We start from the raw sequence: 17,388 nt of genomic DNA, 5'->3' as shown, positions 1-17,388 counted from the left end.
GGTTCTCTGTTGTCCGTAGGGTGGATTAGCCGGAGGCGTAATCCACCAATTCTGTCGAGCACTGCCGGTCGGTGGTAGGTTACGCCTTCGGCTAACCCACCCTACGCACCTGTCGTTACGCTGCGTTTTTCTTCCGCATCCGATCGATCAGCTGATCTTCCCAATAAGTGAGGCTGCCGAGCCCGAGCGCCATCGCGTTGGCGCGGCGATAGTACATGTGGCAGTCGAATTCCCAGGTGAAGCCCATGCCGCCATGGACCTGGATGTTGTTCTTGGCGCAGTGCTGGAACGCTTGCGTCGCGCTGATGCGCGCGGCGGCGGCGGCTTCCGGCAGTTCGGCCGCATTGGTCGAGAGCGCCCAGGCGCCGTAATAGCTGTTGGAGCGCGCCAGCGTCGCCGAGACGTACATGTCGGCGAGCATGTGCTTGACCGCCTGGAATGAGCCGATCTGCCGGCCGAAGGCGATGCGGTCCAGCGCGTAGTCGCGGCCCATCTCCAGCGCGCGATCGGCGCCGCCGACCTGCTCGAACGCGCACAGCACCGCGGCGCGGTCGAGCACCTGGGTGAGGATGCTCCAGCCGTCGCCCGCAGCTCCGAGCGGCTCGGCTTTGGCGTCCTTGAAGGTGATCTCGGCCTGTCCGCGGGTCGGATCGAGGTTGGTGAGGCTCTTCACATCGACGCCGCCGGCCTTGAGATCGACCAGGAACAGCGAGATGTCATTGTCGCGCCCACTCGATCCCGTGCGCGCGGCGACCACCGCAAAATCGGCAATCGCACCGTCGGCGACCGGCTTCTTGACGCCGTTGAGCACGCCGGTTGCAGCCGTCAGCTTGACGTTCTTCGGCGACGGGTTGCCCTTGCCCTCGAACAGCGCCAGCGTGCCGATGGCCTCGCCGGAAGCAATCGCCGGCAGCCATTTCTTCTTCTGCGCGTCACTGCCGGCGATCAGCAGCGCTTCGGCGGCGAGGTACACGGTCGAGGAAAACGGCACCGGCGCGTTGGCCCGGCCCATTTCTTCCGCGATTACGCACAGCTCAAGATGACCGGCGCCGGCGCCGCCGAACTCCTCGGGAATCGCGACGCCGAGGAAGCCCATCTCGGCGAGGCCTTTCCACAGCTCCTTGTCGTAAGGCGCCTTGCCGTCGAGCACGACACGCACCGCCTTGGGCGAGCATTTCTCGGCGAGGAACTTGCGCGCCTGGTCGCGGAGCTGCTTTTGATCGTCGGAGAAGTCGAAGTTCATGGCGGGCTTACCTCTTATTCGTTGTCATTTATTGCCGTCATTCCGGGGCGCCGCGCAGCGGCGAACCCGGAATCCATTTCGCCACGCATATGCGGCCCGATGGATTCCGGGCTCGCGCTGCGCGCGCCCCGGAATGACGAATGGAGCGAGTGTCGTCTTCATTTCAGCACGATCACATCCTGATCCGGCTTGTCCGCATAGAGCCGCTCCACCAGCGCCGCGCGGCGTTCCAGGCCGGCGCGCTGGTTGATGTAGCCCTTGTCGGTGAGCTCGTTGCCGTCGATCGAGGGCGGCTCGACCATCAGCATCGCGCGCGCGATGATACGGCTGCTGGCCCCTTCGCATTCACGGTTGTGGGCTTCCAGGCCGCGCCTGAAGCAAGCGATCACCTCGGGATGCTTCACAGCATCCGCAAAGCTGAGATCGGGATTGCCGACCAGCTGCCGGCAGGCGTGCAGGTTCGGCCAGGCCAGGAGGCCGATGAAGGGACGGTCCTGCCCCGCGACCAGCGCGTCGTGCACCACGGGCGTGGCGGCCGCGATCGCATCGGTCCGCAGCGAGCCGACATGTACGAATGTGCCCGTGGTGAGCTTGAAGTCCTCCACCACGCGGCCGGCGAAGATGATGCCTTGCACCGGATCGGAATCGTCGACGAAGACGCCGGCATCGCCGATGCAATAAAAACCTTCCTCGTCGAACATCTTCTTCGTCAGCTCAGGCTGGCCGAAATAGCCGGGCGTGACATTGACGCCGCGCAGGCGCAACTCGTATTTCGAGCCGCACGGCACCATCTTCAACTCGACGCCGGGGAACGGCAGGCCGATCAGGCCGACGCGCTCGGTGTCCCAATAGGTGCCGGTCGAGGTCGGCGCGGTCTCGGTCGAACCCCAGCCGGTGTAGAACACGATGCGCTCGCCGGTGGTCTTCACTGCGAGGGCCTGCATGCGCTCGTAGAGATCGTCGGGCAGACGCGCGCCGCCATAGGCCATGATCGAGAGATTCTTGAAGAAGGAACGGCAGAGCGCGTCGTCCTTCTCCATGGCCGCTGCCAGCGCGGCATAGCCGGCCGGCACGTTGGCATAATAGGTCGGCGAGATCTCGCGCAGATTGCGCAGGGTCTCCTCGAACTGGCCCGGCATCGGCCTTCCGTCGTCGATATAGAGCGTGCCGCCGTCGACCAGGATCGGGTGGAACGCGGCATTGCCGCCCATGGTGTGGTTCCAGGGCATCCAGTCCAGCATGGTCGAGATCGGTCCGTTCGGATCGCGCGGCCGCACTTGCATCATCATCGCTGCATTGGCGCACATCATCTCCTGCGTGTTGATGACGGCTTTGGGCATGCCGGTCGAGCCTGATGTGAACAGCAGCTTGCCGACGGTCTGCGGCGTGATCTTCGCGATCGAGGCCTCGACATCGGCCGTGACACGCGTTGCCGCGAGCTCGGCAAAGCTGACGCTCTTGATGCCCTCGCAGGGCCGCGCGACGTGAACCACGGTGACGCCGCTGAGGTCGAGCGCCTTCAGCGCCTTCTCGAAGATCGGTCCGTCCTGCACCATCAGTACGGCCGGCTTGATCAGGTCGAACAGGTACTTGAGCTTGACGTGGTCGTGGCTCATCAACGAGTAGGCCGGCGATACCGGCGCTGCCGGAACGCGCGCCTGCATCGCGGCCTGCGTCATCAGCGCATGCTCGATCGAATTGCCGGAGAGGATCGTGACGGGCCGGCCCTTGAGCTCGAGATTGAGCAGGCCTTGCGTCAGCGCGTCCACGATGCGCTTGGCTTCGCCATAGGACACCTTGCGCCATTCGCGGTTCGGGCCGCCGCGCTGCGCCAGCCAGATGCGCTCGGGTGCTTCCTTGGCCCATTTCGCCAGCGAGGCCGGGATGTGCTTCTCATGAGGCTGCAGCGGAATGCGCGACTTCAGCACCACCGTGCCGTCGCCGCGACGCTCGACGTCGATGTCGCGCGCGAGCCACTGCACCTTGCGAAAGGCGGGCTTCGTCATCACTGCCGCCGCGCTTCCACTCATTTTGCGTCTCCCGGAATTACTGTCCTTTGCGGATCTTCATCGTTCAGCGCCTGATATAGACAGGCTTTCGCTTCTCAAGGAAGGCCCTGATGCCTTCCGAAAACTCTTCCGAGCGGCTGCACAGGACCTGGTTGCGATCCTCCATCGCGATCACAGCTTCCAGCGAGCTGGCATCGACGCTCATGTTGAGGCATTCCTTGGATAGCCGCAGGCCCACGGGCGAGGCCGTCATCATCGCCTCGACATAAGGCGCGGCCGCGTCATCGAGCTTGTCCTCGTCCACGATCTCCGAGACGAGGCCGACCGCGAGCGCGCGCTCCGCTCCGATGAAGCGCCCGGTGAGGATCAGCTCGGATGCGACGGAGACGCCGACGAGGCGCGGCAGAAAATAGCTGGTGCCGATATCGCAGCCGCCGAGCCCGAGCTTGATGAAAGCGCAATTCATCCGCGCCGATCTCGTCGCGATGCGGATGTCGGAGGCCAGCGCCAGCGCGAAGCCGCCGCCGGCCGCCGCGCCCTGCACCAGCGCCAGGATCGGCTGCGGACAGCGCCGCATCAGCATCACGATGTCGGCGATGCGCCGCTGCGAATCCAGCGACTCCGTGACGCCCGGCGGCTCCTGCTGTCCGGCCCGGCGCGCCATCGCAGCTTTGAGATCGAGCCCGGCACAAAAATTCCTGCCGGCGCCCTTGAGCACGACGACGCGCGTGTCGCGATTGCGTTGCAGGCCCTGGAAATAGTCGTTGAGCGCATCGATCAGCGCCGGATCGAGGGCGTTGAGGTGCTCGGGCCGATTGAGCGTCACCCGGTCGACGCCATCGTCATGCTCGATCAGCAGCGGTTGGGACATGGGTGCCTCGCACTTGCCGCGAGTCGCGGCGCCGATTGCTGCGCCCTCTCCCCTTGGAGAGGGCATGTAAATCGCTAGCCGCACAATCGCTTGTGTGAGGGGTCTGCCTCCACAAATGAGATTGTGGAGACAACCCCTCATCCGGCGCCGTAGCCGAAGCTTCGCTTCGGCGTTCTTAAGAACGGCGGCCTAAGGCCGCCTATGCCACCTTCTCCCACAAGGGGAGAAGGAAGAAAGCACCTACCTCGGCGCCATCCTGATCGCGCCGTCGAGGCGGATGGTCTCGCCGTTCAGCATCGGGTTCTCGACGATGTGCACCGCGAGCATGCCGTATTCGTTGGCATCGCCGAGACGCGAGGGATGCGGCACCTGGGCGCCCAGGCTCTTGCGGGCCTCTTCGTTCAGGCCCATCAGCAGCGGCGTGAAGAACAGGCCGGGCGCAATGGTGTTGACGCGGATCTTCTGGCTGGCGAGATCGCGCGCGGCCGGCAGCGTCAGGCCGACGACGCCACCCTTCGAGGCCGAATAAGCGATCTGGCCGATCTGGCCTTCGTAGGCGGCAACCGAGGCCGTGTTGATGATGACGCCGCGCTCTTCGCCGATCGGCTCCGCAGTAACGAGGCGCTCGGCGAACAGCCGCAGGCAGTTGAAGGTGCCGATCAGATTGACGTTGATGATGCGTGCGAACTTTTCGAGCGGATAGACACCGTCGCGGCCGACGATGCGCTGCGAGCCGCCGATGCCGGCGCAGTTCATCAGCACGCGGGCGACGCCGTGTGCGGCTTCCGCCTTGGCGATCGCTGCCTTGATCTGCTCCTCGCTGGTGACGTCGGCGTGCAGCGCGACGCCCTTCACTTCGGCGGCCACCTTCTCGGCGTTTTCCTTGCTCTGATCGATCACGCCGATCTTGGCGCCCTTGGCGGCCATGGCGCGGGCGGTCGCGGCACCAAGGCCCGAGCCGCCGCCGGTGATGAGAACGGCTACGTCTTTTAATTGCATCGCTTGTACCTTTCCTTGAGCGTTTCTTCTCTAGACTTGTCACGTGTCGGCCGGACTATCCGGCCGCAGCGGCTTCCCCGGCTTGCGTGAGGATGCCGCCGCAGATCAGCGTTTCCATGTGCTTGATGTATTGCCGGCAGACATCGTCAGTGACCGGGCCGACGCCGGTGGCGCGGGACATCGCGTGCCGGCCGAAGAACAGGTGATCGCAGGCACCGATCAGGCTGGTGTAGAACAGTACCGGATCAGTCGGGCGGAATTCGCCGCGGCTGACGCCTTCCGCCAGCAGGCGGCGGTGGAAGTCCAGCAGCGGGGCAACGAAGAATTTCGAGACTTCGTCGGCAGAGCTCGCGCTGGTTTCGTGCAAGAGATAGTGGATCAGCCGGTTCATGTAGGGGAACCGGTGATAGGCACGGATGATGCCGGCGATGTGCAGCTTCAGCTTCGCTGTCGACGTGATCGGCTGTGCCAGCAGATATTCGAGATTGGTCATCTCGGTCGCGGCATCCCGCGCCAGCAGCGCCAGCAGCAGGCCGTCCTTGTTGCCGAAGTGGTATTTGACCAGCGCGGCGTTGGCGCCCGACTTCTGCGCAATGTCGGAGAGTGAGATCTCGATCGAGGAGCGTTCGATCATCAGCTCGCTCGCGGCCACCAGCAATTTCTCTGCCGTGGAATTTTTCCCGCTGGGGAGCCTGTTCGGTACGCTGGTCGCCACGGAGATCCCTGTTTGGCCGCTGGAAGCGGGGCGCAGATAAGCGCAAGCAGCGCCTCATCACAAGAGTTAATTGATCGATTGACTAAACGCTGGTCCGACCCTTAAATCCGCCCGACAACCCACCCAATAAAGAATTCAGGGAGAGACCGACATGGCCGAGGCTTACATCGTCGCCGCTGCGCGCACCGCCGGCGGGCGCAAGGGGGGCCGTCTCGCCGGCTGGCATCCGGCCGATCTCGCCGCGAAGGTGCTGGACGAGCTGGTCGACCGCACCAAGGTCGATCCGGCCCAGGTCGAGGACGTGATCATGGGCTGCGTGATGCAGGTCGGCGAACAGTCCAACAATGTCGCGCGCAACGCGATCATGGCCTCGAAGCTTCCGGAGAGTGTGCCAGGCACCTCGATTGATCGTCAGTGCGGCTCCTCGCAGCAAGCGCTGCACTTCGCCGCGCAGGCGGTGATGTCGGGTGCGATGGACGTCGTGATCGCGGCCGGGGTGGAATCGATGACGCGGGTGCCGATGGGCCTGTCATCGCAGCTTCCGGCCAAGAACGGCTTTGGCAACTACAAGAGCCCGGGCATCGAGAAGAAGTATCCGAATATCGTGTTCAGCCAGTTCACCGGCGCCGAGATGATGGCCGAGAAGTACGGCCTCTCCAAGGATGAGCTCGACCAGTACTCCTACGACAGCCATCAGCGCGCGATCGCGGCGACGCAAGCAGGTCACTTCAAGAAGGAGATCGTGCCGCTCGAGATCACCCGCGCCGACGGCAGCAAGGACACTCACCACATCGACGAAGGCATTCGCTTCGATGTCACGCTCGACGGCATCAAGGGCGTCAAGCTGATCGCCGAGAACGGCAAGCTCACCGCGGCCAGCGCCAGCCAGATCTGCGACGGCGCCTCCGGCGTCATGGTGGTGAACGAGAAGGGCCTGAAGCAGCTCGGCGTCAAGCCGCTCGCCCGCATCCATCACATGACCATGACGGGCGGCGATCCCGTGATCATGCTCGATGCTCCCCTGCACGCCACCAAGCGCGCGCTGGAGAAGGCCGGCATGAAGATCGGCGACATCGACCTGTTCGAGGTCAACGAGGCCTTCGCCTCGGTGCCGACCGCCTGGCTGAAGACCACCGGCGCCGACCCGGAGCGTCTCAACGTCAACGGCGGCGCCATCGCGCTCGGCCATCCGCTCGGCGGCTCCGGCACCAAGCTGATGACGACGCTGGTCCACGCGCTGCACCAGCGCGGCAAGCGCTATGGCCTGCAGACCATGTGCGAAGGCGGCGGCATGGCCAACGTGACGATCGTGGAGCGGCTGTAAGAAAAACAAAAGCGAGTAGCGAGTGGCGAGTAGCGACTGGTGAGTAGGCGAAGAGCGGTTTGCCCTTCTTCCCTATTCGCCACTCGCTACTCGCCATTTCACGTTTTGAGGAAACGCCATGACCCACCCCTGTATCCACGCCAAGACGACGCCCGACAAGATCGCCTACCAGATGGCCGGGACCGGCAAGGCGATCACCTATCGCGAGCTCGACGAGCTCTCGAACCAGGGCGCGCATCTGTTCCGCTCGCTTGGCCTCAAGGCCGGCGACCACATTGCGCTGTTGATGGAGAACCGCCTCGCCTTCATGGAGCTGTGCTGGGCGGCACAGCGCAGCGGGCTCTATTACACCGCGATCAGCCGCTACCTGAAGCAAGACGAGATCGACTACATCATCGCCGATTGCGGCGCCAAGGTCGTGATCACGACGCCGAAATGCGCTGACCAGATCAAGGGCCTGATCAAAGGCACGCCCGGCGAGCCGATCTTCTACATGATGGACGACCCGCTGCCCGGCTTCCGCTCCTACGACAAGGAAGCCGCCGCGCAGCCGACGACGCCGATCGCCGACGAGGTCGCCGGCTACGACATGCTGTATTCGTCGGGCACCACCGGGCGCCCTAAGGGAATCAAGAAGGCTTTCGAAGGCAACAGGATCGACGTGCCGAACGCCTTCCTCCGCGTGCTCTGCGCCGACATGTGCGGCATGAATGCGGAGAGCACCTATCTGTCGCCGGCGCCGCTCTATCATGCGGCACCCCTGCGCTTCAACATGATGGCGATCGTGCTCGGCGGCACCTCCATCATCATGGAGCATTTCGACGCCGAAGAGTTCCTGAAGCTGGTCGAGAAGTACAAGGTGACGCAATCGCAGCTGGTGCCGACCATGTTCGTGCGCATGCTGAAGCTGCCGGACGAGGTGCGCACGAGGTACGACGTCTCCACCCTGAAGGGCGCGATCCACGCCGCCGCGCCCTGCCCGGTCGACGTCAAGGCGAGGATGATCGAATGGTGGGGGCCGATCCTGATCGAGTATTACGCCGGGTCTGAAGGCAATGGCGTCACCGTCTGCAACTCGCATCAATGGCTGGAGCATCGCGGCAGCGTCGGCCGCGCCGTGGTCGGCAAGATCAAGATTCTCGACGAGAACGACGAGGAGCAGCCGGTCGGTGAGATCGGCACCGTCTATTTCGCCGACGCGCCCGCCTTCACCTATCACAACGACCCCGAGAAGACGAAGAAGGCCTACAACGTCAAGGGATGGTCGACGCTCGGCGATGTCGGCTATCTCGACAAGGACGGCTTCCTCTATCTCACCGACCGCAAGTCCTACATGATCATCTCCGGCGGCGTGAACATCTATCCACAGGAGACCGAGGACGTGCTGATCACGCACCCTGAGGTCGCCGACGTCGCGGTGTTCGGCGTGCCGAACGAGGAGATGGGCGAAGAGGTCAAGGCGGTGGTGCAGCCGCACGACATGAGCCGCGCCGGCAAGGCGCTCGAGGCCGATCTGATCGCCTATTGCAAGGACCGCCTCTCCGCCATCAAGTGCCCGCGCTCGGTCGATTTCGAAGCCGAGCTGCCGCGCACGCCGACCGGCAAGCTGGTGAAGCGGCATTTGCGTGATCGGTATTGGCCGAAGACGGCGACGAAGATTTAGGGCGAGCGGCCGCTCTCAACACCGTCATGCCCGGGCTTGTCCCGGGCATCCACGTTCTTTGTACCGCAAAGGAACAGGTGGATGCCCGGGTCAAGCCCGGCCATGACGCCGAGCAAGCTTTGGTATCTTCAATCGAACAAGCTCGGCGTGTGGTTCACCAGCGCGCCTTCGATCTCCAGCATCTTCAGCTTCGTGACCACGCCGCCATTCGCCGAGAAGCCGCCGGGCTTGTTGCCCGCGGCGAGCACGCGATGGCAGGGCACGACGATCGGGCACGGGTTGCGGCCGAGCGCCTGACCGACGTCGCGCGACAGCTGGACGCCACCGAGCTGCTTGGCGATGTCGCCATAGGTGACGGTCTTGCCGGGCGGAATCGCGCGGGCGATGTCGTAGACGCCGCGGTTGAATTCGGGCACGCCGTCGAGATCGAGCGGGATGTCGGTGAGATCATCCGGCTCGCCGGCGAGCAGTTTCGTCATGCGGTCGATCGCCTGTTGCACCTCGGCGGTCGGCTCGGTCTCAACGGCGTCGGCATGACGCTGGCTGATGCGGGTGCGGATCTTCTGCTCGCCGCCCATCGGCAATTGCGTGCCGTTGATGCCCCGCGGGCCCCAGGCGATGGCGCACAGGCCGATCCTTGTGTCGAACAGGGCAAAATGCTGGTCGGTCATGTCTAGGTTCCTGGCTTGCTTCCGTTGCAGGCCCCCACTTTGATGTCGTGCCAAATCTAGGCTTGGAAATAGTTGCGATCCACCCGGTTTCCGGGAATCTTGCACAGGCGTTCCAATCCTCTCCCGAGTCCATCATGCAGAGCCTCCACGTCAACGGTTACGACATGCCCTATCTCGATGTGGGCGAAGACAGGGGCCGTCCGCCTCTGGTCTGCGTGCATGGATCGCTGAACGATTTTCGCGTCTGGGGCTGCGTGCTGGGGCCGCTGACGCAGCGGCACCGGGTGATCGCGGTCAGCCTGCGCCACTTCTTCCCGGAGCGCTGGGATGGCGTCGGTGAGACCTATTCGATCGCCCAGCATGTCGAGGACGTCATCGCCTTCATCGACAAGCTCGATCTCGGGCCGGTCGACCTAATGGGCCATTCCCGCGGCGGGCATATCTGCTTCCGCGTGGCGCAGCAGCGGCCCGATCTCTTGCGACGGCTGATCCTGGCCGAGCCCGGGGGCGAGCTCGATGCGAGCCTTGATCCGGACTACGTCGGCGGCCCCTCGCCGCTGCTGGCGCGCTTCACGGCCTCGGCCGAGAAGATCGCGGCCGGCGATGTCGACGGCGGGCTCGCCGTCTTCGTTGACACGCTGGAAGGCCCCGGCACCTGGCCGCGATTGCCCGCGATGGTGAAGCAGAACCTGCGCGACAATGCCTTTACGCTGATCGGCCAGGTCCGCGACAGCCGCCCGCCGTTCTCGAAGGCGGATGCGGAGGCGATCAAGATGCCGACGCTGTTCATCCTGGGCGCGCGGACCAAGGGCCTCTTGCCGAAAGTGCTGCATGCGCTGGCCGCGCATGTGCCCTATTCCAAGACGGCGATCATCCCGAACGCGACGCATCCGATGTTCGAGCAGGCGCCGCAGAAATTCTCCGAAGTGGTTTTGGATTTTCTGGCGAGCTGACCATGCAAAGCTTCCGCGTCAACGGTTACGACATGGCCTATCTCGAGGTCGGTGAGGGCCCGCCACTGGTCTGTGTGCACGGCACACTCGGTGATTTCCGCACCTGGTATTCGGTGCTCGGTCCGCTGTCGAAATCCCATCGCGTGATCGCGGTCAGCCTGCGGCACTTCTTTCCCGAGCATTGGGACGCCGTCGGCGACGACTACAAGATGGCGCAGCACGTCGCCGATACGATTGCCTTCATCGAGCAGGTCAGGCCCGGCCCCGTCGACCTGATGGGCCATTCGCGCGGCGGCCACATCGCCTTCCGCGTGGCGCAGGCGCGGCCTGATCTGTTGCACAAGCTGGTGCTGGCCGAGCCCGGCGGCGATCTCGACCCATCCCTGCCTGTGCTCGAAGGCACGCCCGCGCATCCGTCGCTGGCGGCCCGCACGGCGCGCTCCGTCGAGATGATCCGCGGCGGCGACCTCGAGGGCGCGGTGCGGAATTTCTACGAAGGCATCGAGGGCGACGGTTCCTGGCGGCGCGTGCCGGCTGCGGCCAAGCAACAACTCCGCGACAACGCGCTCACCTTCCTTGGCCAGATCAACGAGCAGCGCCGGCCCTACACCCTCAGCGATGCGCAGGCGATCAGGACGCCGACGCTGCTGATCGGCGGCGGCGCCACCACCGGCAGCCTGTCGGTGATGTGGCGCGTGCTGGCCGCGCACATCGCGGGCGCCGAGACGGCAGTGATCGCGAACGCCGGCCACTGGATGTTCGAGCAGGCGCCGCTCGAGTTCGGCGAGGTGGTGAGCAGATTCCTGACGGAGTAGCTCACACCTTCCACACGCCGACCGGCATCTTGATCGTCGCGTTCAGGCGGTTCCAGACGTTGATCGTCGCGATCGCAACGATCAGCGTGGCGAGCTCGCGCTCGTCGAAGTGCTTGGCGGCTTCGTTCCAGATCGCATCGGGCACCGGATCCTCGCGATCGGCGAGGCGCGTGACGGCTTCGGTCAGGGCCAGCGCGGCGCGCTCGGCGTCGGTGAAGTAGGGTGCCTCGCGCCAGGCGGATACGGCGAACAAGCGCTCGTCGGTTTCGCCCAGTCTGCGGGCGACCTTCGGGTGCATATCGACGCACACGCTGCAACCATTGATCTGGCTGGCGCGCAGGTGCACCAGTTCGAGGAGCCTTTCCGGCAGACCCTGCTTTGTCAGGTTGCCGAGGGACTGAAGGACATTCATGGCCTCCGGCAGGACCATGACAGGGTGTTTCATGCGGGCGTGCATCATGTTGCGTCTCCATCTGTCGAATTTCGAAGGTTCCGGTCACATCGGCCGGATTGGCTTCGTCATGGGCATGACGGATCGCGACGAGGGAATGTGACCGATGACCGAAGAAAATTTTCTGACCGAGCAGTTCGAGGCGAGCAGGGATCATTTGCGTGCGGTCGCCTACCGCATGCTGGGCTCGCGCGCCGAGGTCGACGATGCCGTGCAGGAGGCGTGGCTGCGGGTCAGCCGCTACGACCTGTCCGACATCGCGAATTTGCGCGGCTGGCTGACCACGGTCGTGGCGCGCATCTGCCTCGACATGCTGCGCGCCCGGAAATCGCGTCGCGAGGATCCGATGGGTCCGCACGTACCCGAGCCGGTCGACGATACAAGCGAGCGAGAGGCGGAGATGGCCGATTCCGTCGGCGCGGCACTGCTGGTCGTGCTGGAAACGCTGCAGCCCGCGGAGCGGCTCGCCTTCGTGCTGCACGACATGTTCGCCGTTCCGTTCGAGGAGATCGCGCCGATCGTCGGCCGTTCGGTCGATGCCTCGTGGCAGCTGGCGAGCCGCGCCCGGCGGCGCGTGCAGGGCGCACCGGTGCCCGAGACGGATCTGACGCAGCAGCGAAGGATCGTCGATGCATTTCTTAAAGCCTCGCGCGAGAGCAATTTCGAAGGGCTGCTCGCGGTGCTGGATCCCGACGTGGTATTCCGCGCCGATCAGGCGGCGGTGCGGCTCGGCTCGCTGGCGGAGGTGCGCGGCGCCGAGGCTGTCGCGCAGCTCTACAAGGGCCGCGCCCGGACGGCGCGCACGGCGCTGGTCGATGGTGAGTTGGGTGCTGCCGTCATCCTCGGCGGACAGCTGCGCATTGCCCTGCGCGTGACGTTCGTGGGCGAGCGGATCGGGGCGATCGAGGCGGTGGCCGATGCGGACGACATCGCCACGATGGAGGTGGAGGTGCTGGATGGGTCAGATCCGGACCCGTTGTCGCGAAAACAACCCCATGCACAGTAGACGGACTCAGGAAATTCAACAGCTTACCCGGGTGACGTGAAGCCCTTGGGATCGCCCGAGATACGGCTTGACGCTCCACCTTGCCGAGCGTAAGTTCGAATACGGAATTCCGTATTCCTTCGTTCTTCTGGAGCTGCCGGTGTGATCCCTCTCGACCCGCTCCCGAACCTGATCGACCAAGTCTATGCGCGGATCCTGGAGGCGATCTCCGACCGCACGCTTCGGCCCGGCCAGCGCATCCGGCAGAACGAGCTCGCCGATCGGCTCGGCGTGTCGCGCCAGCCGGTGTCGCATGCGCTGCATCTGTTGCATCGGCAGGGCCTGGTCGCCGAGAGCGGCCGCCGCGGCTTTGAAGTGACACAGCTCGATCCCGCGCGCATCCGTCAGCTCTACGAGGTGCGCGGCGCCATCGATGCGCTGGCGGCCGGGCTGGCCGCTCAGCGCGCGGCCAGCGACGCAGCGGGACGCGCGCGACTGGAGGCAGCGCTCGCCGCCGGACGCCGCAGCGACCGCGACACCACGCTATCCGAGCTCATCGCGCTCGACGTCGATTTTCACCGCGCGATCTATCAGCTCGCCGGCAATCCCGTGATCGAGGAGACCATGGCGCCGCAATGGCCGCACATGCGGCGCTCGATGGCGACGGTGCTCTCCGAGCTCGATTATCGCGCCAGCGCCTGGGCGGAGCATGCCGATATTGCCGGACACATTCTGAGCGGCAGCGCGAAGGCGGCCGAACGCGCGGCGCTGGCGCATGCGCAGACGGCGGGACGGATGACCGAGGAGAGATTGCGGGTGACGGAAGAGGCGGCGGCGTAGCACGCCGTCATTCCGGGGCGACGCGACGGGACCGCTCGAAGCGCGGCCCGGGAGCGTCGAGCCCGGAATCCATCGGGCGGCAGAGACTGCGGAGGAATGGATTCCGGGCTCACGCTTCGCGTGCCCCGGAATGACAAAACAAAGCAAACAGGAGGACGACCCATGAAACTGTCTCAGGAGCAATTGGAGTTCTTCCACCGCGAGGGCTGGCTGTTCCTGCCCGAATTGTTCGCCCCAGAGGAGGTCGACCTGCTCGCGCGCGAGGCGGTCGCCATCTATGACGCCAACCGGCCCGAGGTCTGGCGCGAGAAGAGTGGCGCTCCGCGCACGGCCTTTGCCGCGCATCTCTACAACGAGGCGTTCGCGATCCTCGGCGCGCATCCGCGCATGATCGAGCCGGTCGAGCAATTGTTCGGCGAGCCCGTCTACATGCACCAGTTCAAGATCAACGCCAAGTCGGCCTTCACCGGCGACGTCTGGCAATGGCACCAGGATTACGGCACCTGGAAGCGCGATGACGGCATGCCGGAGCCGCGGGCGATGAACATCGCGATCTTCCTCGACGAGGTGATGCCGATCAACGGTCCCCTGATGCTGGTGCCGCGCAGCCAGAACGCCGGCGATCTCGAGGCTTCGCACGATCTCGCCACCACCTCTTATCCGCTATGGACGCTGGACGAGGATACGGTCACGCGCCTCGTCAAGCAGGGCGGCATCGTCGCGCCCACCGGCAAGCCCGGCGGCATGCTGATGTTCCACGGCAATCTCGTGCACGGCTCCAGCGGCAACATCACGCCCTATCCGCGCAAGATCGTGTACCTGACGCTGAATGCGGTCTCGAACCATATCCGTACACCGACCCGGCCGGACTACATCGCGCATCGCGATTTCACGCCGATCAAGACGGTGGACGACGACGCGCTGCTGCGGCTGGCACGGGCACCACGGCAGGCGGCGGAGTAACCTGTCATTCCGGGGCGACGCGGAGCGTCGAGCCCGGAATCCATCGGGCCGCAGTGCTTGTGGAGAAATGGATTCCGGGCTCGCGCTTCGCGCGCCCCGGAATGACGAAGTTTGACAGTGTCACCTGACAGCCATAGCGATCTCGGACCCCCCATGAACCTCTTCCGCCTCCTGCAAGCCCGCGCATCCGCCGGCAAGCCCGTCCGTGTCGCGCTGATCGGCGCCGGCAAGTTCGGCTCGATGTTCCTCGCACAGGTGCCGCACACGCCGGGGCTGGAGGTGCCCATCATCGTCGACATCGACCGCGACCGGGCCCGCGAGGCCTGCCGGACCGTCGGCTGGGATGCCGAACGCATCGCCGCGACCGTGTTCACCGATGACGGCGCGCGCGCCATTGCCGGCGGCGCCATGGACGTGGTGGTAGAGGCGACCGGCAATCCCGCCGTCGGCATTGCCCACGCGCGCGCCGCGATCGCGGCGGGCAAGCATATCGTGATGGTCAATGTCGAAGCCGACGTGCTGGCGGGCCCGCTGCTCGCCGACGAAGCGCGCAAAGCCGGCGTGGTCTATTCGCTCGCCTATGGCGACCAGCCGGCGCTGACGGCGGAGATGGTCGATTGGGCCCGCGCCACTGGATTTCACGTCATTGCCGCCGGCAAGGGCACGAAGTACCTGCCGGCCTATCACGACGTGACGCCCGACGGTGTCTGGCAGCATTACGGCCTGACCGCGGGCGAAGCGCAGTCGGCCGGCATGAATCCGCAGATGTTCAACTCGTTCCTCGACGGCACCAAATCGGCGATCGAGATGGCCGCGATCGCCAATGCCTGCGGCCTCGACGTGCCCGCGGACGGCCTGGCGTTTCCGCCGTGCGGCGTCGATGATCTGCCGCACATCATGCGGCCGCGCTCGCGCGGCGGTGTGCTGGAGCGATCCGGTGTCGTCGAAGTCGTCTCCTCGCTCGAGCGCGACGGCCGGCCGGTGTTTCGCGACCTGCGCTGGGGCGTCTATGTGGTACTGGAGGCGCCCAACGACTATGCCGCCGATTGCTTCAGGCAATACGGCCTCAAGACCGATGGGAGCGGACGCTATGCCGCGATGTACAAGCCCTACCATCTGATCGGGCTCGAGCTGAACATCTCGGTGCTGTCGGCCGCGCTGCGGGGCGAGCCCACCGGGCAGCCTTACGGCTTTCGCGGCGACGTCGCCGCCGTGGCCAAACGTAACTTGCGTGCCGGGGAGATGCTCGACGGCGAAGGCGGCTACACGGTATGGGGCAAGCTGATACCGGCGGCCGCGAGCCTCAGGGCTGGGGCCCTGCCGATCGGGCTCGCACATCGCCTCAAGCTTAAGCACGACGTCGCCCATGGCACGTTGGTACGCTGGAGCGATGTCGAATTCGACCCGGGCAACGAAACGGTGAAGGCGCGCAAGGCCATGGAAGCCGCGTTCGCGCCGCAGCATTGATCGGCTTGGCAGGCGCACAACCAAAGCGAGCTTGATTTGCTGTTCCCCTTTGGTCATGCTGCCTGCGATCCGGGAACATTGAATTTCGGACACCAAGAAACGTCGGCCACCGGCGAAAGATGAAGCGGCGTCAAGACCGCGATCCCTCGTCGAGGACACGACACCGCAGGAGGGAAACGCATGGAACGTCGTAAATTTCTGAAGGCAGGCGGACTGGGCCTTGCCGCAAGCGCAATTGCAGCGCCGGCTGTCGCACAATCAATGCCCGAGGTGAAATGGCGGCTGGCGGCTAGCTGGCCGAAATCACTGGATACGCTCTACGGCGGCTGCGAGTATTTCTGCAAGCGGGTCGCGGAGATCACCGACAACAGATTCCAGATCCAACCCTTCGCGGCCGGCGAAATCGTCGGGGGCCTGCAAGTGCTCGATGCCGTGTCCAACGGCACCGTCGAAATGGGCAACACCGCGCTCTACTATTATTGGGGCAAGAACCCGGCATTCACCTTCGGCACCTCGCTGCCGTTCGGCCTCAATACGCGTCAGCACATTTCCTGGCTGATATGGGGCGGCGGTCAGGACATGCTCAATGATCTCTTGAAAGAGCACAACGCGATCGGCGTGCCGACCGGCTCGACCGGGGCTCAGATGGGCGGCTGGTTCCGCAAGGAGATCAAGACCGTCGATGATCTCAAGGGCCTGAAATTCCGGGTTGGCGGCTTCGCCGGCACCATTGTCGCAAAGGTCGGGGGCGTGCCGCAACAGATCGCGGCCGGCGACATCTATCCCGCGCTGGAGAAAGGGACGATCGACGCTGCCGAGTGGGTCGGTCCGTATGACGACGAGAAGCTCGGCTTCGTCAAGGTGGCGAAGTACTACTACTATCCCGGTTGGTGGGAAGGCACCGGCCAGGGCCACAACATCATGAACCTCGAAAAGTGGAATGGGCTGCCGAAGCACTACCAGGCCGCCATCAGCACGGCATCGATGGACACCTTCACCTGGGTGACCGGCAAGTACGATTCGGTGAACCCGCCCGCGCTGAAACGGCTGCTGGCGTCCGGCGCAATCCTGAAGCCGTTCCCGCAGGAGGTGCTCGAGGCCTGCTACGGCGCAGCCAACGAGATCTACGCCGATCTCGCCAAGAACAACCCGCATTTCGGCAAGATGTATGCGAGCCTCACCGCCTTCCGCAGCGAGTCGCTCGCCTGGATGCAGGTGGCCGAGCTCAGCTTCGATACCTTCATGATGCGGATGCGGACGCGGACGTAAGGCGACGACGGTTCGCAGCGCTTGAAACAAAGCCCCGGAGATGTCTCCGGGGCTTTTTGCCGTTGAACGGCTCTCGTAGGGTGGGCAAAGCGAAGCGTACCCACGTGGAAGCTGAGAAGACGTGGGCACGGCGCGCATCGCGCGCCTTTG

16 protein-coding genes are annotated in these 17,388 nt (G+C 64.8%); 9 read left to right on the top strand and 7 right to left on the bottom strand.

What is annotated here, in order from left to right:
- Positions 1-115: 115 nt before the first annotated feature.
- The 5 genes from XF30_RS06990 to XF30_RS06970 form a co-directional block, all read right to left on the bottom strand.
- Positions 116-1,243, bottom strand: a complete 1,128-nt coding sequence (locus XF30_RS06990; protein ID WP_109142272.1) for an acyl-CoA dehydrogenase family protein — start codon at positions 1,241-1,243, stop codon at positions 116-118.
- Positions 1,244-1,401: 158 nt separating this feature from the next.
- Positions 1,402-3,273, bottom strand: coding sequence for an AMP-binding protein (locus tag XF30_RS06985; RefSeq protein WP_109142271.1), 1,872 nt, complete (start codon positions 3,271-3,273; stop codon positions 1,402-1,404).
- 43 nt (positions 3,274-3,316) lie between these two features.
- Complete coding sequence (locus XF30_RS06980) at positions 3,317-4,123, bottom strand: enoyl-CoA hydratase/isomerase family protein (RefSeq protein ID WP_109142270.1); 807 nt, start codon at positions 4,121-4,123, stop codon at positions 3,317-3,319.
- Between the two features lie 240 nt (positions 4,124-4,363).
- Entirely contained in the window at positions 4,364-5,122 is a 759-nt protein-coding gene (locus XF30_RS06975; protein WP_024337318.1) for an SDR family NAD(P)-dependent oxidoreductase, read from the bottom strand.
- Between the two features lie 55 nt (positions 5,123-5,177).
- Positions 5,178-5,756, bottom strand: a complete 579-nt coding sequence (locus XF30_RS06970) for a TetR family transcriptional regulator (RefSeq protein ID WP_244608878.1) — start codon at positions 5,754-5,756, stop codon at positions 5,178-5,180.
- Positions 5,757-5,988: 232 nt separating this feature from the next.
- Here XF30_RS06970 and XF30_RS06965 point away from each other — a divergent pair, with 232 nt between their 5' ends.
- Both XF30_RS06965 and XF30_RS06960 read left to right on the top strand, forming a co-directional pair.
- Positions 5,989-7,161, top strand: coding sequence for an acetyl-CoA C-acetyltransferase (locus tag XF30_RS06965; RefSeq protein ID WP_109142268.1), 1,173 nt, complete (start codon positions 5,989-5,991; stop codon positions 7,159-7,161).
- 118 nt (positions 7,162-7,279) lie between these two features.
- Positions 7,280-8,824 (top strand): acyl-CoA synthetase, encoded by a 1,545-nt coding sequence (locus tag XF30_RS06960; protein ID WP_109142267.1) that lies wholly within the window; start codon positions 7,280-7,282, stop codon positions 8,822-8,824.
- Positions 8,825-8,952: 128 nt separating this feature from the next.
- On the opposite strand, the gene XF30_RS06950 is transcribed toward XF30_RS06960, so the two are convergent.
- A complete protein-coding gene (locus XF30_RS06950; RefSeq protein WP_036020854.1) occupies positions 8,953-9,495 on the bottom strand; it encodes a methylated-DNA--[protein]-cysteine S-methyltransferase in 543 nt (180 codons plus the stop codon).
- Positions 9,496-9,629: 134 nt separating this feature from the next.
- On the opposite strand from XF30_RS06950, the gene XF30_RS06945 reads away from it, so the two are divergent.
- Together XF30_RS06945 and XF30_RS06940 are read left to right on the top strand one after the other, a co-directional pair.
- The gene (locus XF30_RS06945) at positions 9,630-10,448 is read left to right on the top strand and encodes an alpha/beta fold hydrolase (RefSeq protein WP_109142266.1); all 819 of its coding nucleotides are present in this window, start codon (positions 9,630-9,632) and stop codon (positions 10,446-10,448) included.
- Positions 10,449-10,450: 2 nt separating this feature from the next.
- A complete protein-coding gene (locus XF30_RS06940; protein ID WP_109142265.1) occupies positions 10,451-11,263 on the top strand; it encodes an alpha/beta fold hydrolase in 813 nt (270 codons plus the stop codon).
- 1 nt (position 11,264) lies between these two features.
- Here XF30_RS06940 and XF30_RS06935 read toward each other — a convergent pair whose 3' ends face one another.
- Positions 11,265-11,720, bottom strand: a complete 456-nt coding sequence (locus XF30_RS06935; RefSeq protein ID WP_109145603.1) for a carboxymuconolactone decarboxylase family protein — start codon at positions 11,718-11,720, stop codon at positions 11,265-11,267.
- Between the two features lie 100 nt (positions 11,721-11,820).
- On the opposite strand from XF30_RS06935, the gene XF30_RS06930 reads away from it, so the two are divergent.
- The 5 genes from XF30_RS06930 to XF30_RS06910 all read left to right on the top strand — a co-directional run bounded on the left by XF30_RS06930 (position 11,821) and on the right by XF30_RS06910 (position 17,238).
- Positions 11,821-12,720 (top strand): sigma-70 family RNA polymerase sigma factor, encoded by a 900-nt coding sequence (locus tag XF30_RS06930; protein WP_109142264.1) that lies wholly within the window; start codon positions 11,821-11,823, stop codon positions 12,718-12,720.
- 141 nt (positions 12,721-12,861) lie between these two features.
- Positions 12,862-13,539, top strand: coding sequence for a GntR family transcriptional regulator (locus XF30_RS06925; protein WP_109142263.1), 678 nt, complete (start codon positions 12,862-12,864; stop codon positions 13,537-13,539).
- 162 nt (positions 13,540-13,701) lie between these two features.
- Positions 13,702-14,502, top strand: a complete 801-nt coding sequence (locus XF30_RS06920; RefSeq protein ID WP_057028358.1) for a phytanoyl-CoA dioxygenase family protein — start codon at positions 13,702-13,704, stop codon at positions 14,500-14,502.
- 153 nt (positions 14,503-14,655) lie between these two features.
- Entirely contained in the window at positions 14,656-15,969 is a 1,314-nt protein-coding gene (locus XF30_RS06915) for an NAD(P)H-dependent oxidoreductase (RefSeq protein ID WP_109142262.1), read from the top strand.
- Positions 15,970-16,149: 180 nt separating this feature from the next.
- Positions 16,150-17,238: a TRAP transporter substrate-binding protein gene (locus XF30_RS06910; RefSeq protein ID WP_035996972.1), complete on the top strand. Its 1,089-nt coding sequence runs from the start codon at positions 16,150-16,152 to the stop codon at positions 17,236-17,238.
- The last annotated feature ends 150 nt before the right edge of the window (positions 17,239-17,388 follow it).

Origin of the sequence: Bradyrhizobium sp. SUTN9-2 (assembly GCF_003122645.1) — a bacterium.
Classification (GTDB): Bacteria; Pseudomonadota; Alphaproteobacteria; order Rhizobiales; family Xanthobacteraceae; genus Bradyrhizobium; species Bradyrhizobium yuanmingense.
Note: the sequence above shows the minus strand (reverse complement) of the source record. Positions and strands in the feature narration are given on the sequence as shown.